The organism is Azospirillum sp. Marseille-Q6669, from assembly GCF_965111635.1.
This window is the reverse complement of the sequence record NZ_CBCOOP010000003.1, coordinates 585,873-603,324: the sequence shown is the minus strand read 5'-3', so window position 1 is coordinate 603,324 and position 17,452 is coordinate 585,873. Positions and strand designations below refer to the sequence as shown.

The 17,452-nt window shown below is 69.5% G+C and carries 17 protein-coding genes; 11 read left to right on the top strand and 6 right to left on the bottom strand.

The genetic code is table 11. The features are described from left to right. Nucleotides 1–25: 25 nt before the first annotated feature. Nucleotides 26–1,009, top strand: a complete 984-nt coding sequence (locus ACWPXE_RS20175) for an SDR family oxidoreductase (protein WP_454019202.1) — start codon at nucleotides 26–28, stop codon at nucleotides 1,007–1,009. 149 nt (nucleotides 1,010–1,158) lie between these two features. Then, entirely contained in the window at nucleotides 1,159–1,932 is a 774-nt protein-coding gene (locus tag ACWPXE_RS20170; protein WP_454019201.1) for a TrmH family RNA methyltransferase, read from the top strand. 10 nt (nucleotides 1,933–1,942) lie between these two features. Here ACWPXE_RS20170 and ACWPXE_RS20165 read toward each other — a convergent pair whose 3' ends face one another. Next, a complete protein-coding gene (locus ACWPXE_RS20165; protein WP_454019200.1) occupies nucleotides 1,943–2,392 on the bottom strand; it encodes an RNA polymerase sigma factor region1.1 domain-containing protein in 450 nt (149 codons plus the stop codon). Nucleotides 2,393–2,543: 151 nt separating this feature from the next. Between ACWPXE_RS20165 and msrA the strand changes: the two genes are divergently transcribed. The 4 genes from msrA to ACWPXE_RS20145 all read left to right on the top strand — a co-directional run bounded on the left by msrA (nucleotide 2,544) and on the right by ACWPXE_RS20145 (nucleotide 6,696). After that, entirely contained in the window at nucleotides 2,544–3,185 is a 642-nt protein-coding gene (gene msrA / locus ACWPXE_RS20160) for a peptide-methionine (S)-S-oxide reductase MsrA (RefSeq protein WP_454019199.1), read from the top strand. 204 nt (nucleotides 3,186–3,389) lie between these two features. Then, nucleotides 3,390–4,124, top strand: coding sequence for a PAS domain-containing protein (locus ACWPXE_RS20155; RefSeq protein WP_454019198.1), 735 nt, complete (start codon nucleotides 3,390–3,392; stop codon nucleotides 4,122–4,124). Next, nucleotides 4,121–6,187 (top strand): DNA translocase FtsK, encoded by a 2,067-nt coding sequence (locus ACWPXE_RS20150; protein ID WP_454019197.1) that lies wholly within the window; start codon nucleotides 4,121–4,123, stop codon nucleotides 6,185–6,187. Before ACWPXE_RS20155 ends, ACWPXE_RS20150 begins: the two co-directional genes overlap by 4 nt. A gap of 17 nt (nucleotides 6,188–6,204) precedes the next feature. Further along, nucleotides 6,205–6,696 carry a DinB family protein gene (locus ACWPXE_RS20145; RefSeq protein ID WP_454019196.1) on the top strand — a complete coding sequence of 164 codons (492 nt, stop codon included), beginning with the start codon at nucleotides 6,205–6,207 and terminating at the stop codon, nucleotides 6,694–6,696. Between the two features lie 25 nt (nucleotides 6,697–6,721). Here the strand turns inward: ACWPXE_RS20145 and ACWPXE_RS20140 are convergent, their stop codons facing one another. The 3 genes from ACWPXE_RS20140 to ACWPXE_RS20130 form a co-directional block, all read right to left on the bottom strand. Further along, nucleotides 6,722–7,450, bottom strand: a complete 729-nt coding sequence (locus ACWPXE_RS20140; RefSeq protein ID WP_454019195.1) for an MgtC/SapB family protein — start codon at nucleotides 7,448–7,450, stop codon at nucleotides 6,722–6,724. Nucleotides 7,451–7,533: 83 nt separating this feature from the next. Then, nucleotides 7,534–7,884, bottom strand: coding sequence for a hypothetical protein (locus tag ACWPXE_RS20135; protein WP_454019194.1), 351 nt, complete (start codon nucleotides 7,882–7,884; stop codon nucleotides 7,534–7,536). A 47-nt stretch (nucleotides 7,885–7,931) separates the two neighbouring features. Beyond that, complete coding sequence (locus tag ACWPXE_RS20130; RefSeq protein ID WP_454019193.1) at nucleotides 7,932–8,747, bottom strand: hypothetical protein; 816 nt, start codon at nucleotides 8,745–8,747, stop codon at nucleotides 7,932–7,934. 319 nt (nucleotides 8,748–9,066) lie between these two features. On the opposite strand from ACWPXE_RS20130, the gene carB reads away from it, so the two are divergent. Both carB and greA read left to right on the top strand, forming a co-directional pair. Continuing rightward, nucleotides 9,067–12,318, top strand: a complete 3,252-nt coding sequence (gene carB / locus ACWPXE_RS20125) for a carbamoyl-phosphate synthase large subunit (protein WP_449226526.1) — start codon at nucleotides 9,067–9,069, stop codon at nucleotides 12,316–12,318. 82 nt (nucleotides 12,319–12,400) lie between these two features. Continuing rightward, nucleotides 12,401–12,874, top strand: coding sequence for a transcription elongation factor GreA (gene greA / locus ACWPXE_RS20120; RefSeq protein WP_079285121.1), 474 nt, complete (start codon nucleotides 12,401–12,403; stop codon nucleotides 12,872–12,874). 133 nt (nucleotides 12,875–13,007) lie between these two features. Here the strand turns inward: greA and ACWPXE_RS20115 are convergent, their stop codons facing one another. Then, nucleotides 13,008–13,919 carry a dienelactone hydrolase family protein gene (locus ACWPXE_RS20115; RefSeq protein ID WP_454019192.1) on the bottom strand — a complete coding sequence of 304 codons (912 nt, stop codon included), beginning with the start codon at nucleotides 13,917–13,919 and terminating at the stop codon, nucleotides 13,008–13,010. A 238-nt stretch (nucleotides 13,920–14,157) separates the two neighbouring features. Next, nucleotides 14,158–14,712, bottom strand: coding sequence for an Lrp/AsnC family transcriptional regulator (locus tag ACWPXE_RS20110; RefSeq protein ID WP_035675586.1), 555 nt, complete (start codon nucleotides 14,710–14,712; stop codon nucleotides 14,158–14,160). Between the two features lie 236 nt (nucleotides 14,713–14,948). On the opposite strand from ACWPXE_RS20110, the gene ACWPXE_RS20105 reads away from it, so the two are divergent. The 3 genes from ACWPXE_RS20105 to ACWPXE_RS20095 all read left to right on the top strand — a co-directional run bounded on the left by ACWPXE_RS20105 (nucleotide 14,949) and on the right by ACWPXE_RS20095 (nucleotide 17,369). Further along, on the top strand, nucleotides 14,949–15,878 hold the full coding sequence (locus tag ACWPXE_RS20105) for a mitochondrial fission ELM1 family protein (RefSeq protein ID WP_454019191.1): 930 nt from the start codon (nucleotides 14,949–14,951) through the stop codon (nucleotides 15,876–15,878). Nucleotides 15,879–16,042: 164 nt separating this feature from the next. After that, nucleotides 16,043–16,699: a 2OG-Fe(II) oxygenase gene (locus ACWPXE_RS20100; protein WP_454019190.1), complete on the top strand. Its 657-nt coding sequence runs from the start codon at nucleotides 16,043–16,045 to the stop codon at nucleotides 16,697–16,699. A gap of 25 nt (nucleotides 16,700–16,724) precedes the next feature. After that, nucleotides 16,725–17,369, top strand: a complete 645-nt coding sequence (locus ACWPXE_RS20095; RefSeq protein WP_454019189.1) for a 2OG-Fe(II) oxygenase — start codon at nucleotides 16,725–16,727, stop codon at nucleotides 17,367–17,369. Nucleotides 17,370–17,452: the final 83 nt, after the last annotated feature.

The following is a 17,452-nucleotide window of genomic DNA, read 5'->3' as shown; positions in this document are numbered from 1 at the left end:
GCGAGGCATTGATGGGAGAGGACGGATGGACAGCGTGCGCGGGGCCGTGGTGGTCATCACCGGCGCGTCGAGCGGGATCGGGCGGGCCACCGCCCTGACCTTCGCGCGGGAGGGCGCCCGGCTGGTGCTGGCCGCCCGGCGGGAGGCCCTGCTCGGCGAGGTCGCCGAGGAATGCCGGGAATTGGGCGGCGAGGCCGAGGTGGTGCCCACCGACGTCACCGACGCGGAGGCGGTTCGGCGGCTGGCCAACCGGGCGGTGCAGATGTTCGGCGGCATCGACGTCTGGGTGAGCAACGCCGGGGTCGGGGCCGTCGGGCGGTTCGAGGACACCCCGTTGGAGGCGCACCGCCGCGTCGTCGAGACCAACCTGTTCGGCCCGCTGCACGCCGCCCACGCCGTGCTGCCGCTGTTCCGCCGGCAGGGCCATGGTGTGCTCATCAACACGGTGTCGGTCGGGGCCTGGGCGCCCGCCCCCTACGCCGCCGCCTACGCGGCCAGCAAATTCGGGCTGGAAGGGCTTCTGGAAAGCCTGCGGGCGGAACTGGTCGACGCGCCGGGCGTCCATGTCTGCGGCGTCTATCCCTTCTTCACCGATACGCCGGGCATGTCCCACGGAGCCAATTACACCGGCCACCAGCTGGACGCGGAAAGCCCCTTCTACGACGACCCGCAGGACGTGGCGGACACCGTGCTGGCCGTGGCCCTGCGCCCGCGTGCCCAGGCGATGGTCGGGGCGATGACCCCGCTGACCCGGCTGGGGCACGCGGTGGCGCCACGCCTGATGGAGAAGATCGCCGGCCACGGCGCACACCGCCATTTCAGCCGGACCCCGCCCGCCGCGACAAGCGACGGCAACCTGTTCCGTCCGGTGGAACGCGGCCGCGGCGTCACCGGCGGCTTCCGCACCCCGCCGCCCGCCTGGGTATCGCCCCTGCTCGTCGCCGGGGTCGCGGCCGCTGCGGCGGCGGCCTACGCCGGCTACGCGCGGAGCAAGAACGCAAACCACTGAGGGCTTTGAGTTCGGGAACGGGTTGGTCCAGAATGCCGGCCCGTTCCCCCAAGCCCCCGAGTCCATCATGCCGAAGCCGACGACCCCGCGCGGCCGTCCGCCCGCCCCCGCCTGCCCGCTCCCCGCGTCCGGCCCGCGCCGGCAAGGACATGCGCCGGGAGGAGCCGCGGGAAGAGCCGGGGAAGCTGTTCCGCGTCGCCGGCCTGTCCGCCGTCTCCGCCCTGTTCGCCCATGACGCGGCGCGCGTGGAGCGGCTGTTCTTCGAGGAGCGGCTGAAGGCGAAGACCGGCGACTTCTGCAAGGCGATGGCCGCGGCGCGTAAGCCCTACCGCATGGTGGAGGCCGATGAGCTGGCGAAGGTCGCCGGAACGGTCCTGCACGGTGGCGTCGTCGCGCTGATCCCGCCGCGCCCGGTGCCCGCCTTCGACACCGAGGCGGCGAAGCGCTGGGCGGCGGACGGGCAGCCGTTGCTGATCCTGGACGGAGTCGGCAACCCGCACAATCTGGGCGCCATCCTGCGCACCGCCGCCTTCTTCGGCCTGCGGCGCGTCGTCGTGTCGGACCATCCCGGACAGGCCCTGCCGTCGGAGTCCGCCTACCGGGTGGCCGAGGGCGGGTTCGAATGGGTGGAGCTGTACCGGGCGGCCAATCTGCCGACGGTCCTGAAGCGGCTGCGCGAGTCCTACCGGGTGGCCGGAACGGCGCTGGGCCGGGGCCGGGCGGTGGTCACCGACCCGGCGGCCCTCGCCACGGGGGAGCGGCCCGCCGCCGTCGTGCTTGGCAACGAGGAAGACGGGCTTCCCCCCGCCACCCTCGCCGCCTGCGAGGACATCCTGACCCTGCCCGGCACCGGCCGCATCCAGTCGCTGAACGTCGCGGCGACCGCGGCCATCCTCATCCACGCGCTGGCGAAGCCGGGCTGAGAGCCGGACCTCAGCCGCCCAGGGCGATGATCAGCACCAGCGCCACCACGATGACCGAGACGACGGGCAGCATGTCCACCCCGCCGCGGTCCCAGGTCGGCGCCCGGCGTGAGCCGTGATGCGCGCCGTGGGCGTGGCCCAGCCCCTCGTCGGCCCAGCCATGTTCGGACGGGCGGGCGCCGGGTGCGGAGACGGCGGGAGCCGCCGGGCTGGCGATGGTGGCCACCCCGGCCCCGCGCTGGTAATCGCTGCCACCACCGCCGCGCGGGCGCTTCAGCCGCTCGTCGGTCAGTTCCACGTCGATGCCCGCGGCCTCCAGCCGCTCCACCACCACGGCGACCTCCTCCGGGGTCATCGTCTCCACCGGCACGTCCTTGCCGAGTTGCTCGACGCTGAGCCGGTTGCCGTGCTGGCGTCCCTTGGCAATCAGGCGCTGGAGGGTGGCGTCGTCGATCGTCATGATTCTCTCCCCGCGGTTCCACCTTGGACTGAACATTCCGAAGGGTAAACACGCGGGGCCGCGGAAGGCTCCCGCGCAAAGGCGCCGACTTGCCTCCGGGGCGGGGCGACCCGACATAATCCCCAAATCCTACGCCATCGGAGAGGCCGAGATGCTCGGAATGTTCATGCGCAAGCCCCTGGCGCTGCCCAGCGCGGCGGAGGCCCTGCCCGGACGCGACACGCCGGTTCCCGTGCCGCCGCGCCACCATGTCAACGGCAACCCGCTGACCCCGCCCTATCCGGAGGGGCTGGAGGTCGCGGACTTCGGGCTCGGCTGCTTCTGGGGGGCGGAGCGCAAGTTCTGGAAGGTGCCTGGCGTCTGGTCGACCATGGTCGGCTATCAGGGCGGCCACACGCCCAACCCGACCTATGAGGAGGTCTGCTCCGGCCGCACCGGCCACACCGAGGTGGTGCGCGTCGTCTACGACCCGGCCAAGGTCGGGTTCGAGGAGCTGCTGCGCGTCTTCTGGGAGGCGCACGACCCGACCCAGGGGATGCGCCAGGGCAACGACGTCGGCACCCAGTACCGCTCGGCCATCTACACCCACACGGACGCCCAGCGCACCGCCGCCGAGGCCAGCCGCCAGTCCTATCAGGCCCGCCTGGAGCAGGCCGGTTTCGGCCCGGTGACGACGGAGCTGCGCGAGGCCCCGCCCTTCTACTACGCCGAGGACTATCACCAGCAGTATCTGTCCAAGAATCCCGCGGGCTATTGCGGGCTGGGCGGGACCGGGGTGACCTGCGCGGCGTGACGCGGTCTTGCGGTGCGGGGGCTGAACCATGGAGACGGTTCCCGCCCCCACTGCGGCATCCGGGCGACAGGGTTAAGCCGGCTTGAACGGGGCGGTCCCTTGCGGTTGCGCCTGCCCGTCCCTTCCGGGTATGGTTCCGGCGGTCCATGAAAGCTCCAGGGGGTAGCCCCGCGGGGCGCCGCCCGAGAATTCCGCGCCCAATCCATGATCAAGGAAAGAACCGAGCTGGCGACGCCGCACCTGAGCGGCCTGCTTGACTTCTGGCTCACCAAATGCACTGGCGGGAAGCCGCCGGTGTCCAGCAGCATCGCCCCGGCCGACCTGCGGCCGTGGAAGGATAATATTGTGATTTTCGAGGTCATCGGCGACGACGACTTCGTTTATTCCTATTACGGCCAGTCGCTCGCGGCGGCCTTCGGGCATTCGCGCCTGGGCGCCACGCTGGACGATCTGCCGGAGGAGCAGCGGGCGATCCTGCGCCCCGAATACGCCTCGCTCCTGCGCGAACGGCTGCCGGTTGCCCGTGTCTACACCGCCGATTTCAGCGGCGTCATGCGGACCTGGGAGCGGCTGGCGCTGCCGATGTCCAGCGACGGCGAAACCATCGACAAGATCCTGGTCGCCGCCTACGAACTGCCGCCGGACGAACCGCCCTGCGCCGCGCTCATCCCCGCCGCGGCGGATGAGGAGGCGGAGGTGGAGATCGACATTCCGGATGATGACGGGCCGGATGATGACGGGCCGGAGGCGGACGACGCGGTGGACAGCGAATCCGAGTCCCTTGCGGACGAGGGCGCCGACATCGACGACGATACGGACGGGACCGCGGACACCGAAGCCGGAACCGAGACCGAGACCGAGACCGACGATACCCCCGACGACGCCGCCGACGACGGCGAGTCCTTCTCCACCGAACAGAAACCGGGAGCCCCGGCATGACGCCGCGCACGCCCCACCTGACCGCGCCCGCGACCCAGTCGGGAGTCGTCACCGCCGACGAATTCAATCTGTGGTGCGCGCTGAACGGCCGCCCCTTCAACCTGATCCCCAACGCGCGCCCGGACGGGCGGCTGCTGTGGGACGTTGAGGTGCTTCCCGGAACCCCGCGCGCCGGCACGGTCTATTCGACCAACCTCGGCGACGAGGCGCTGGCGGTGGTCGCCGGCTTCGCCTTCCTGTCCGGCGTCGAATGGGCCTATGAGGCGCGCCCCGCGGAAACCGCCGTCCCGCCCCCGGCGTCGGACGCAGCGGTGGACGCGCCGGACGAGGTGGAAGACGTCCTCATTCCCGACGCCGAGGATCTGCCCGAAGATCTGCCCGAGGCCCTGTCCGAGGAAGCGGAGTCGGAGGAAGCCGAGGACGACACCTTGGCCCACGAGGACGACGCGGCCTATGAGGACGACGCGGAGGACATCGGCGACACCGACACCTTCGACGACGAATCCGAGCCCGAATCCGACGAGGCAGCGCTATCCGTCGGCGAGGACGATCCCTACGCCCTGCCCGGCACCACGCTTCTCCAGAATCCGCCGCCACGCCCGCCGCAGCAGCATGACGAGACGGTCCTGGCCCGCAACGCGCGGATGCTGGAGACGGTGCTGCGGAACTTCCGCGTCCGCGGCGAGATCATGGACGTGCGCCCCGGCCCCGTTGTGACGCTCTACGAGTTCGAACCGGCGCCGGGCACCAAGTCGGCCACGGTCATCAACCTGACTGACGACATCGCCCGCTCAATGAGCGTGGTCACCGCCCGAATCGCCATCGTGCCGGGCCGCAGCGTGATCGGCGTCGAGTTGCCGAACCCGGTGCGCGAGATGGTCTATCTGCGCGAGATGTTCGACCATGCGGCCTTCGCCGAATCGCAGGCCCACCTCGCCATCGCGCTCGGCAAGGACATCAGCGGGGAGCCGGTGGTCGCCGACCTCGCCCGCATGCCGCACCTGCTGGTCGCCGGCACCACCGGTTCGGGCAAGTCGGTCGCCATCAACACGATGATCCTGTCGCTGCTCTACCGGCTGCCGCCCGACCGCTGCCGCTTCATCATGGTGGACCCGAAGATGCTGGAGCTGTCCGTCTATGACGGCATCCCGCATCTGCTGACCCCGGTGGTGACCGACCCGAAGAAGGCGGTGATCGCGCTCCGCTGGGCGGTGCGCGAGATGGAGAGCCGCTACGAGGCGATGTCCAAGCTCGGCGTGCGCAACATCGAGGGCTACAACGCCCGCATCGCCGAGATGATCGCCAACGGCGAGCCGATGCCCCGCCGCACCGTCCCCGGCGAGGCCGAGGCCGTCTTCGACCTGACCCCGCAGGAGCCGACGCCGCTCCCCTACATCGTGGTCATCGTGGACGAGATGGCCGACCTGATGCTGGTCGCCGGCAAGGAGATCGAGGCGGCGATCCAGCGCCTCGCCCAGATGGCCCGCGCCGCCGGCATCCACCTGATCATGGCGACGCAGCGCCCGTCGGTGGACGTCATCACCGGCACCATCAAGGCCAACTTCCCGACCCGCATCAGCTTCCAGGTCACCTCCAAGATCGACAGCCGCACCATCCTCGGCGAGGCCGGGGCGGAGCAGCTTCTCGGCCAGGGCGACATGCTCTACATGGCCGGTGGTGGCCGCATCACCCGCGTCCACGGCCCCTTCGTCTCCGATTCGGAGGTCGAGGAGATCGTGCAGTTCATCAAGTCGCAGGGCGCCCCCAACTATGTCACCGCCATCACCGAGGAAGAGGATGAGGCGGTCGCCGACGAGGACGACGAGAGCGGCGGCGGCAATTCCGGCGACGACCTCTACATGCAGGCCGTCAACCTGGTGGTGCGCGAGGGCAAGGTGTCGGTCAGCTTCATCCAGCGCCAGCTCCAGATCGGCTACAACCGCGCCGCCCGTCTGGTCGAACGGATGGAGACGGAGCGCGTGGTCGGCCAGGCCAACCACCAAGGCAAGCGCGAGGTGCTGCTGTCCCCCGCCGGCCTGTCGGCCAAGCGCGCCGGGGTCTGAACGCAGGAGATGGGGCGATGAAGGCGCATTTCGAACGGTTCGCGCGCTACAACCGCTGGGCCAACCGCCGCCTCTACGCGGTGGCGGCCGACTTGTCGGACGCCCAGTACCGCGAGGACCGCAGCGCCTTCTTCCGCTCGGTGCGGGGAACGCTGAACCACATCCTGGTGGCCGACCGGGTGTGGCTGCGCCGCATCGAGGGCGACGGGCCGACGCCCTTCGCCCTGGACGAGATCCTTTATGACGGCTTCGACGATCTGCGCGCCGCCCGCGAGGCGGAGGACGAGCGCATCGTCCGCGTCGTGGCGGAGCAGGAGGAGGCCCGCTTCGCCACCGACCTCCACTACCGCTCGCTGGCCGGGCAGGCCTTCACCATGCCCTTTTCCGCGGTGCTGGCCCATGTCTTCAACCACCAGACCCACCACCGCGGGCAGGCGCACACCCTGCTGACGCAGTTCGGGCTGGCCGCGCCCAGCATCGACTTCGCCTATTTCCTGTTGGACAAGTAGGCGCGCCGGGCCCCTTACACCGTCCTCACATGCGCGACGGCGACAGGCGGAACTCCACCACTTGGCTGGTGTGGGCGAGCTTGTCGATCAGTTCCATCGGGTCCGGCGTGCCGTTGGCCTGGAGCGTGAGCTGATACTCCAGGTGGCCGCTGCCGTTGCGCAGGTGGAAGGCCCAGGACACGATCTCGTAGCCGTGCTCCAGCGCCTTGACGCGGATCACCTCCGCCGGGGGCGCCTGATTGCGCTCGAAGACGAGCATCACCTGGACCACCGTGTGGTGGGGCAGCACCGCCTCCAGCCGGCGGAAGGCGCTCATCACCAGAATGACCAGAAAGGCCAAGCCGATGGCCGCGGCGTAGAAGCCCAGCCCGACGGTCACCCCGATCGCCGCCGCCGTCCAGATCGACGCCGCGGTGGACAGGCCGCGGATGGAGAAGCCCTCCCGCATGATGACCCCGGCGCCGAGAAAGCCGATGCCGGTCACGATGCCCTGGACGACCCGCGTCGGGTCGCCGCCCCCGCCGCTTCCGCTCCCGATGCCGCCGTACCACAGGCCGGGATAGGCGTTGACGACGGTCAGCGCCGTCGAGGCGAGGCAGACCAGCGCGTAAGTGCGCATCCCCGCCGCCCGCCCGTGGAAGGAGCGCTCGTACCCCATCAGAATGCCGAGCCCCAGCGCCCCGACCAGATGCAGCAGGATGACGCCGTTCACGGCTAATTCGGCCGGCGACCAGTAGGCGGACAGGTTCAGCATGACGCCCCTCCCCCCAGGACGATCGGTCCCGGAAAGCACAGTGTAGCGCCGATTGGTTGGCGAAGGATCACCCTACCCCCACCCTAGCCCAGCCCGCCCAGCGTCCAGCGGGCGAGCAAAGCCACCAGCATACCCTCCGCCGTGGCCAGCATCAGCCGCAGCATCAGGCTCACGAGGTCGGTGAAGCGGTCGCGGCGGGGAAATACCTCGGCCAGCATGCCGGCAACGGCACGGCGCAGGCTCAGGCTGACGAGGCCGATCACCAGCGCCACGACGGCGGTGCCGACCACATAATAGAGTGCGCCCTTCCAGCCGGCGAAGCTCTGCGGGTGTTCCAGATAGAAGAGCGTGCCGACGACGATCCAGACGGCGGACGGCCAGACCCCCACCATGTCGGCGCCGCCGGCCGGCCTGGCACCGCCGGGCGCCGGCATCGGAGACTCCGGTGGGGGCTCCGCGCTCCAGGGCACCGCGGCCTCCGTCAACCCCCCGGCACGTGCCGGAAAGCCAGCACGCGGGCCGGGCGGCCGTCCTCGTCGGACAGCGGCAGCAGCAGTTCGACGAAGCGCGCGCCCGGCAGCATCGGGTCGTCGCGCACCAGCAGGCCGCGCGGCTCCCCCGTCTCCAGACAGGCGCGCAGGTCGGCGTTGAAACGCGCCGCCGCTTCGGCGGGGTGGCAATCGCTGACCGGGCGCGGCACCGCGCGCTGGCCGATCCGGCGCTGCACCGCCCGCCCGCAGGCGCGGTAGAGGAAATCCTCGCCGCCGCGCAGCGGCTCCATCAGGCACAGGCGCGGCACGCATTCGCGGATCTGCGCGGTGTCGATGTCGCGCGCCTCCGGCATCGCGCGCCCGCGGCGGACGCGCCGCCAATGGACGTAGATCAGGCTGGCGATCTGCGGGATCTGCTCGAGGTCCAGCGGCTCCGACCGGCAGACCGGCGGCGCGGGGGGCGGCGGCGGAACGGCGGCCGCGGCCGGAACCGCGCGCACCGGCGCGGCCGCCACGGCCTCCGCAACCGGCTTCGCGGCGGCGGGCGCCGGGCGGCTGGCGAAGACCGGCTGACGCTCCGGCCGTCCGCCGTGCTTCTTCAGCATCGGCAGCGGCGCCCAGGTCTGGCAGGTGTGGTAGGAGCGCGTGACCTTCCGGTAATCCTGGCTGGTCGCCGTCCGGCACTCCCCCTCCGCGCTGTAGCGGTCGACGTGGACGAGCGTGTTGTCATCCGACAGGGCGCGGTCGCCCCCCCACGAAACGCAGGCGGCGCAGGCGCGGCTGTCCTTGGCGAAAGCGTGGGTCATCGTCGGGTGCGAACTCCGGAGGCGGTCAGGACGGGTGTGCGGGCTTCTCCCGCTGGCGAGGATCGGAACACGCCGGGTTTCCGGCGCACCCCGATTGATGACGCCCTTTCGGCGCGGGTTCAAGCCTTGCCTCGCCGCCCGCTGGCGATGTTTCAGACATGTGGCCCGCGCATCATCCCACCCCTTCCCCCGCGCCGCCTTGTTCCCTATAAAGGGGCCTCGCAACGACATATTGATCCGTGCCCTCTCACACCCGCGCCCCGAAAGGGGCCAATGGCGCGAGGGGGCTTTTGCTGCACGAACGTCGAGAAGCGGACCCATGCCCAAGCGCACTGATATCAAATCCATCTGCATCATCGGCGCGGGGCCGATCGTCATCGGCCAGGCTTGCGAGTTCGATTACTCCGGCGTCCAGGCGTGCAAGGCGCTGCGCGAGGAAGGCTTCCGCGTCATCCTGGTCAACTCCAACCCGGCCACCATCATGACCGATCCGGGTCTGGCCGACGCCACCTACATCGAGCCGATCACCCCGGCCGTGGTGGCGAAGATCCTGGAGAAGGAGCGCCCCGACGCCCTGCTGCCGACCATGGGCGGCCAGACCGCGCTGAACACCGCCATGGCCCTGTCCGACGACGGCACGCTGGAACGGTTGGGCGTGGAGATGATCGGCGCCAAGCGCGACGTCATCGCCAAGGCCGAGGACCGCATCCTGTTCCGCGACGCCATGGACAAGCTGGGCCTGGAATCGCCGCGCTCGCGCCTCGTGCGCAACATGCAGGAGGCGACCGAGGCGCTGGAGTTCGTCGGGCTGCCCGCGATCATCCGCCCCAGCTTCACGCTGGCCGGCACCGGCGGCGGCATCGCCTACAACCGCGCCGAGTTCGAAGACATCGTGCGCGGCGGCCTGCGCGCCAGCCCGGTCGGCGAGGTGCTGATCGAGGAATCGGTGCTGGGCTGGAAGGAGTACGAGATGGAGGTCGTCCGCGACAAGGCGGACAACTGCATCATCGTCTGCGCCATCGAGAACATCGACCCGATGGGCGTGCACACCGGCGATTCGATCACCGTCGCCCCGTCGCTGACGCTGACGGACAAGGAATACCAGATCATGCGCAACGCCTCGATCGCGGTGCTGCGCGAGATCGGGGTGGAGACCGGCGGCTCCAACGTCCAGTTCGCGGTGAACCCGGCGAACGGCCGTCTGATCGTCATCGAGATGAATCCGCGCGTGTCGCGCTCCTCCGCGCTGGCGTCGAAGGCCACCGGCTTCCCGATCGCCAAGATCGCCGCGAAGCTGGCCATCGGCTACACGCTGGACGAGCTCACCAACGACATCACCGGCACCACCCCGGCCAGCTTCGAGCCGACGATCGACTACGTCGTCACGAAGATGCCCCGCTTCACCTTCGAGAAGTTCGCCGGCACCGAGCCGCTGCTGACCACCTCGATGAAGTCGGTGGGCGAGGCCATGTCGATCGGCCGCACCTTCCAGGAGTCGGTGCAAAAGGCGCTGCGCTCCATGGAGACCGGCCTGACCGGCTTCAACGAGGTGCGCATCGGCGACAGCGACACGCCGGACGCCGCCGCCATCCGCGGCGCGCTGGCCCGGCCGACGCCGGACCGCCTGTTGGTCATCGCCCAGGCCTTCCGCCACGGCTTCACCGTCGCCGAGGTCCAGCAGGTCTCCAAGTACGACCCGTGGTTCCTGGAGCAGATCAAGGCCATCGTGGACCGCGAGCAGGCGATCCGCAGCGGCGGCCTTCCGACCGACAAGGCCGGCTGGCAGGCGCTGAAGCAGATGGGCTTCTCCGACGCCCGTCTGGCCGAGCTGGCTGGCACATCCGAGGGCGAGGTCGCCGAGGCCCGCCGCGCCGCCGGGGTCACGCCGGTCTTCAAGCGCATCGACACCTGTGCCGCCGAGTTCGCCTCGCGCACGCCCTACATGTACTCGACCTACGAGACCGACGGCACGGGTGCCGCCGAGTGCGAATCGGACCCGACCGAGAAGAAGAAGGTCGTCATCCTGGGCGGCGGGCCGAACCGCATCGGCCAGGGCATCGAGTTCGACTATTGCTGCGTCCACGCCGTCTACGCCCTGCGCGAGGCCGGCATCGAGACCATCATGGTCAACTGCAACCCGGAGACGGTCTCCACCGACTACGACACCGCCGACCGCCTGTATTTCGAGCCGCTGACCGCCGAGGACGTGATCGAGCTGGTCCGCGTCGAGCAGCGCAACGGCACGGTGCTCGGCTGCATCGTGCAGTTCGGCGGCCAGACCCCGCTGAAGCTGGCCGACGCGCTGGAGAAGGCCGGCATCCCGATCCTCGGCACCTCGCCGGACGCCATCGACCTCGCCGAGGACCGTGAGCGCTTCCAGAAGCTGCTGCACCAGCTCGACCTGCTCCAGCCGGCCAACGGCCTCGCCCGGTCGCTGGAGGAGGCGGAGACGGTCGCCGCGCGGATCGGCTTCCCGGTGGTCATCCGCCCGTCCTACGTGCTGGGCGGCCGCGCCATGGAGATCGTCCACGACATGGCCGGGCTCAAGCGCTACATGGGCAACGCCGTGAAGGTGTCGGGCAAGAACCCGGTGCTGATCGACAGCTACCTGCAGGACGCCATCGAGGTGGACGTGGACGTGGTGGCCGACGCCACCGGCCAGGTCTACATCGCCGGCATCATGGAGCACATCGAGGAGGCCGGCATCCATTCCGGCGACTCGGCCTGCGCGCTCCCGCCCTACTCGCTGCCCGCCGAGACCATCGCCGAGATCGGCCGCCAGGGCGAGGCGCTGGCCCGCGCCCTGCACGTCGTCGGCCTGATGAACGTCCAGTTCGCGGTCAAGGACGGCACGGTCTACATCCTGGAGGTCAACCCGCGCGCCAGCCGCACGGTGCCCTTCGTCGCCAAGGCCACCGGCACCGCCATCGCCAAGGTCGCCGCCCGCGTCATGGCCGGCGAGAAGCTGGCCGACTTCACGCTGAACGGCCCGACCCCGCCGCACACCGCCGTGAAGGAGGCCGTGTTCCCCTTCGCCCGCTTCCCCGGCGTCGACATCGTGCTCGGCCCGGAGATGAAGTCGACGGGCGAGGTGATGGGCCTCGACCACAACTTCGCGCTGGCCTTCGCCAAGTCGCAGCTCGGCGCCGGCGTCACCCTGCCGGTCCAGGGCACCGTCTTCATCTCGGTGAAGGAGCGCGACAAGCCGTCGGCCGTGCAGATCGGGCAGAAGCTGCACGCCATGGGCTTCCGCGTCCTGGCGACCACCGGCACCGCGGCGGCGCTGCGCCAGGCCGGCGTCCCGGCGGAGTCGATCAACAAGGTGGTGGAAGGCCAGCCGCACATCGTCGACGCGATGATCAACGGCGAGGTGCATCTGGTCATCAACACCACGGACGGCGCGCAGGCCCTGTCCGACAGCTTCAGCCTGCGGCGCACGGCGCTGACCTACAACCTGCCTTACTACACCACCATGGCCGGTGCACGCGCGGCGGTGGAAGCGATTGCCGCACTCCGGAACGGCAGCCTTGAAGTCGCGCCGTTGCAGTCGTACCTTAGCGGTTCCTATTAGGACGGTTTACGGCGCGGCGGACCTCCTCCGCCGCGCCGTAGCTTTCCCAGGGCGCTGCGTCGGCATGGTGATGGATTGAACGATGGAAAAAGTTCCAATGACTGCGGCGGGATACAACCGCCTGCAAGAGGAGTTGAAGCACCTCAAGACTGTCGAACGGCCCAACGTCATCAAGGCGATCGCCGAGGCGCGTGAGCACGGGGACCTGTCGGAGAACGCCGAATACACCGCCGCGCGTGAACGCCAGAGCTTCATCGAGGGCCGCGTCGCGGAGCTGGAGGACAAGATCAGCCGCGCCGAGGTCATCGACCCGACGAAGCTGTCCGGCAGTTCGGTGAAGTTCGGCGCCACCGTCACGCTCGCGGACGAGGACACCGACGAGGAGATCACCTACCAGATCGTCGGCCAGGACGAGAGCGACATCAAGAACGGCATGCTGTCCATCCAGGCGCCGCTGGCCCGCGCGCTGATCAACAAGTCGGTCGGCGACAGCGTGGAAGTCTCCACGCCGGGCGGTTCCAAGGTCTACGAGATCGTCACCGTCGCCTTCAAGTAAGCGCGGGTTCAAGCTTCAGGGGCCGGTTCGCAAGGCGCGGCCCCGCCACCGACCGCGAACCGAAACGCCCCGCACCGACAACCGGTGCGGGGCGCTTTGTTTTCATCCTTTGTTTCATCCCTGGAACAGCCTGCTAGCCCCGCAGCCGCTCCGCCAGGAAGGCGCTGACCCGTTCGATGGCATCCTTGCGGGCGGACTCGTCGGTGCCGACCGTCGCCTCGCCCGCCGGGGCGGTCGCCAGATTGCGGCGCTTGCGCAGCGGCGCATGGGGGGAGTCGAAGCCGTGATGGGCGTCGGGATAGACCACCACCTCGGTGCGCTCCTTCACCGGCTCGCGGCTCGCCAGTTCCAGGCAGCGCTCGGCCGGGGTCCATTCGTCCTTGCCGCCCAGCAGCATCAGCAACGGCCCTTCCGGCTGCCAATCGGTGTCGCTCAGCGGCGTCCGGCAGCCGGGATAGAAGGCGATGGCGGCGCGGAAGCCATTCCCCTGCCCGCCCGGCCCATAGGCGGCCAGCACGGTGCCCGCCCCCTGCGACCAGCCCATCAGGGCGATCCGGTCGCTGTCGACGTCGCTGCGCGCGCGCAGATAGGCCAGCGCCGCCCAGGCGTCGCGCTTGCGCTCCTCCGTCGCCCGGACAGGGCGGTCCTTCACCGTGCAGACCTCCGCCACGCCGCGCGGGCCGAAGCTGTCGACCATCAGCACCGCGTACCCCTGCTCGCGCAGCGTCAGCGCCCAGTCGATGTGCCGGGAGGCCACCCGCCCGGTCTTCGCATAGAGGCCGCTGCAGCCATGCAGCAGGACGACGGCGGGATAGGGGCCGTCGGCCCTGGGGCGCAGGAAGCGCCCGGTCAGGGGCGTCGGGGCGCCACTGGTCAGGTCGGCGTCGAGCGAGGGGAAGCGGACGATCTCCTCCGCATGGACGCCCGGCGTGGCCGCCACCGCCGGCGGGGAGCCGAGCAGGGGCGGCAAGGCCAAAGCGGCGGCGAGCGCCAGCGTCGGCAGGAAAAGGCGCGGCGGAAGGGCACGGCGTCGGGGTGAGGCCATCATCGTCTCCCGGTCACGGGCAATATCGGCATAGTCGGTTGCGCGCAAGTTTATCACCTTCGCCGTGGAAAGCATCGCACGTGCGAAGACGGGCAGGAATCCATTTTCGGAAACGCTCGGCGTTACAAAATTGCGCGAGGGCCGCGTTCCCGAAACGCGAACAGCCGACACCACATCCCATGCGCGGGGTACGGTGCCGGCTGTCCCGGAAAAGGCATCGCGTCGGTGCGGCGCCGCGTCAGCGGCGCGCCACTCGGGTCGAGGACTCGCCCTCGTCCTCCTCGTCGTCATCCTCCAGTGAGTCGGGGATGTCCGGCGAATCGACGTCGATCGGCACACCGGGGGTGTGCTTCGACGTGCGGATCGACAGGGCCGACTTGACGTGCGCCACGTTGGGCGCCGCCGTCAGCTTCGTGGTCAGGAAGCGCTGGTAGTCGTCCCAGTCCTCCGCCACGATCTTCAGCAGGAAATCATACTCGCCCGCCAGCATGTTGCATTCACGCACCATGGGCCAGGAGTTGACGAGTTCCTCGAATTTCTTTAGGTCCACTTCAGCTTGGCTGGACAGGCCAACCTGGGCGAACACGGTGACACCGAACCCGAGCGCGTCGGGGTTGATGTCGGCGTGATAGCCGCGGATGAAGCCCGCCTCTTCCAAGGCGCGGACACGCCGCAAACACGGAGGGGCAGAGATGCCGGCACGCCTCGCGAGTTCTACGTTGGTCATCCGGCCGTCATTTTGCAGGTCGCGCAAAATCCGCCGGTCAATTCGGTCGAGTTTGACCCGCCGCATGGTTTGCTCGGTCGCTCCGGGGGTGATTTGAAGAAAGGATATTACACGGCGAAGCCATCCACGCCAAGCAAGAAACCCGTATCGGCGTTGGTGGAAAAACTTTCTATCGATGTATCCGGCCCCGACGCCCACCCAGACGCGACAACCAGCCGCATCCCCAAACCATTCGTGTGACGATGCATTCCTCTCTTTCCGGTTCCCTTACCTGCTGGGTCGTGTCGGACGGCAAGCCCGGCATGGAAAACCAGTGCATCGGCCTTGCCGAGGCGCTGGGCCTCACTCCCGTCGTGAAGCGCGTGCGGCTGCGCAGCCCGTGGCGTCAGCTCAGCCCCTTCCTGCGGCTGGGCAACCGCTTTGCCGCCGGGCCGGAGGGCGATCCCATCCGCGCGCCCTGGCCCGACCTGATGATCGGCTCGGGTCGCCAGGCCATCGCGCCGCTGCTGGCCGCCAGCAAGCAGTCGCGCGGGCGGACCTTCACCGTCTACATCCAGGACCCGCAGATCAATCCACGCCATTTCGGCCTCGTCGTGGTGCCCCGACACGACCGGCTGCGCGGCCCCAACGTGATGGCCACCCGCGGCGCCCTGCACCGGGTGACGCCCAAGCTGCTGGCCGAGGCCGCGCAGCGCCACGCCCCCCGGCTCGCCGACCTGCCGCACCCGCGCGTCGCCGTGCTGATCGGCGGCACCAACGGCGTCTACGCCCTGACCCCGACCATCATGGGCGACGTCGCGGAGAAGCTGTCGGAGTTGGCCCGCAGCAAGGGAGCCGGGCTGATGGTCACCCCGTCGCGCCGCACCGGCGCCGACAACGAGGCGATCCTGCGCGCGCGCCTGAACGGCCTGCCGGCGGAGGTGTGGGACGGCACGGGGGAGAATCCCTATTTCGCCTATCTCGGTCTGGCCGACGCGGTGGTGGTGACCTGCGACAGCGTGTCCATGACCTCGGAAGCCTGCTCCACCGGAAAGCCGGTCTATGTGATCGAGCTGGAGGGCGGCTCGCCCAAGTTCCGCAGTTTCCACGAAGAACTCTACAAGGAAGGCATCACCCGTCCCTTCACCGGGGCCTTGGAACACTGGACCCACCCAACATTGGACGACACCCGGCAAGTCGCCGAGGAGTTGCGCCATCGCCTTCTGGCCCACCGTGCCAAGCACGGCGCCTGAAATCCGGCGCGCACCACGCTTCGCGATGCCGCGGCGTGTTGTTGTTTGCTTGCGCTGTTCAGGAAGGAATCCTGTCAAACGGTTCATGAACGCTAATTCATTTAGCGCGTGTGCCGCCCTATGGTAATTCGCCTTTACCGCTGGGACGCATTGGATCTTTTCGCATGGTTTCGCCTGACGCGGTCCAGGATGCCTTCATCCGCTCCCTGGACGATGCCCCGACCAAGGATGACCCCTACCGCCACTGGCTGCTGTCGCGCGCGCTCACCGACGAGGCCGCGGACGGCATCGCCGCCTTGCCCTGGGCGCCGCCGCCGATTGGCGACACCATGGGCAAGCGGGACACCAACAACGCCACCCGCAGCTATTTCTGCGCCCGCAGCCGGGCCGAGCATCCCGTCTGCGACGCGGTCGCAACGGCCTTCCAGCGCCGGGCGGTGACGGAGGCGATCGAGCGGACCTGCGGCGTCGATCTGGCCGGCACCTCGCTGCGCATCGAATACTGCCAGGACACCGACGGCTTCTGGCTGGAGCCGCACACCGACATCGGCGTCAAGAAGTTCACGATGCTGATCTACCTCTCCAAGGGGCCGGACTGCGCCAACTGGGGCACCGACGTGCTGAACGCCACCCGCACCGTCGTCACCCGCGCGCCCTACGCCTTCAATGGGGGATTGGTCTTCGTTCCCGCGACGGACACGTGGCATGGCTTCGCCCCGCGCCCGATCCGCGGCGTCCGCAAGTCGATCATCGTGAACTATGTCGGCCCGGAATGGCGCGCGCGCCACGAGCTGGCCTTCCCCGACACGCCCGTGGCCTGAATTGCTGCCGTCTGGAGACCGCCCCATGTCCATGCCCACCTCCCTGCTGGATCTGGACCGCTTCCGCGCCACCCCGCTGCAGCACGAGCCGTTCGACTTCCTCTGCGTCCCCGGCTTCGTGAAGCGGGAGCATCTGGAGACGCTGCACCGCGACTACCCCAAGGTGGACAAGCCCGGCTCCATCCCCCTGGGCGTCTTCCCACAGGGGCCGGCCTTCGACGCCCTGATCGAGGAGTTGCGCGGCGAGGCGGTCTGCCAGGCCTTTTCGGAGAAGTTCGGGCTGGACCTGTCGCGCTACCCGACCATGTTCACCGCCCGCGGCATGTGCCGGGCGACCGACGGCAAGATCCACCCCGATTCGGCCAGCAAGATCGTCACCGTCCTGATCTACATGAACCCGCCCTGGGAGGCGTCGGGCGGGCGCCTGCGCGTGCTGCGCAGCCCGAACCTGGAGGATTACGCCGCCGAGGTGCCGCCGGACGAGGGCACGCTGCTGTGCTTCCGCCGCTCCGACACCTCCTGGCACGGGCACCATTCCTTCGAGGGCCGGCGCCGCGCCGTGCAGATGAACTGGGTCCGCAACAGCGTCTACATCTGGCACGAGCAGTGGCGCCACCGCGTCGGCGCCTGGCTGAAGAACCGCAAGGGCGCCGCGCCGGCCCACTATTGAGGGGCATTCCCCGGGCGGTCGGGGTGAAACATCGTCCCCATGATGGGCCGGCATGGCAGGCTTTCCGATGACAGCGCGCCAGA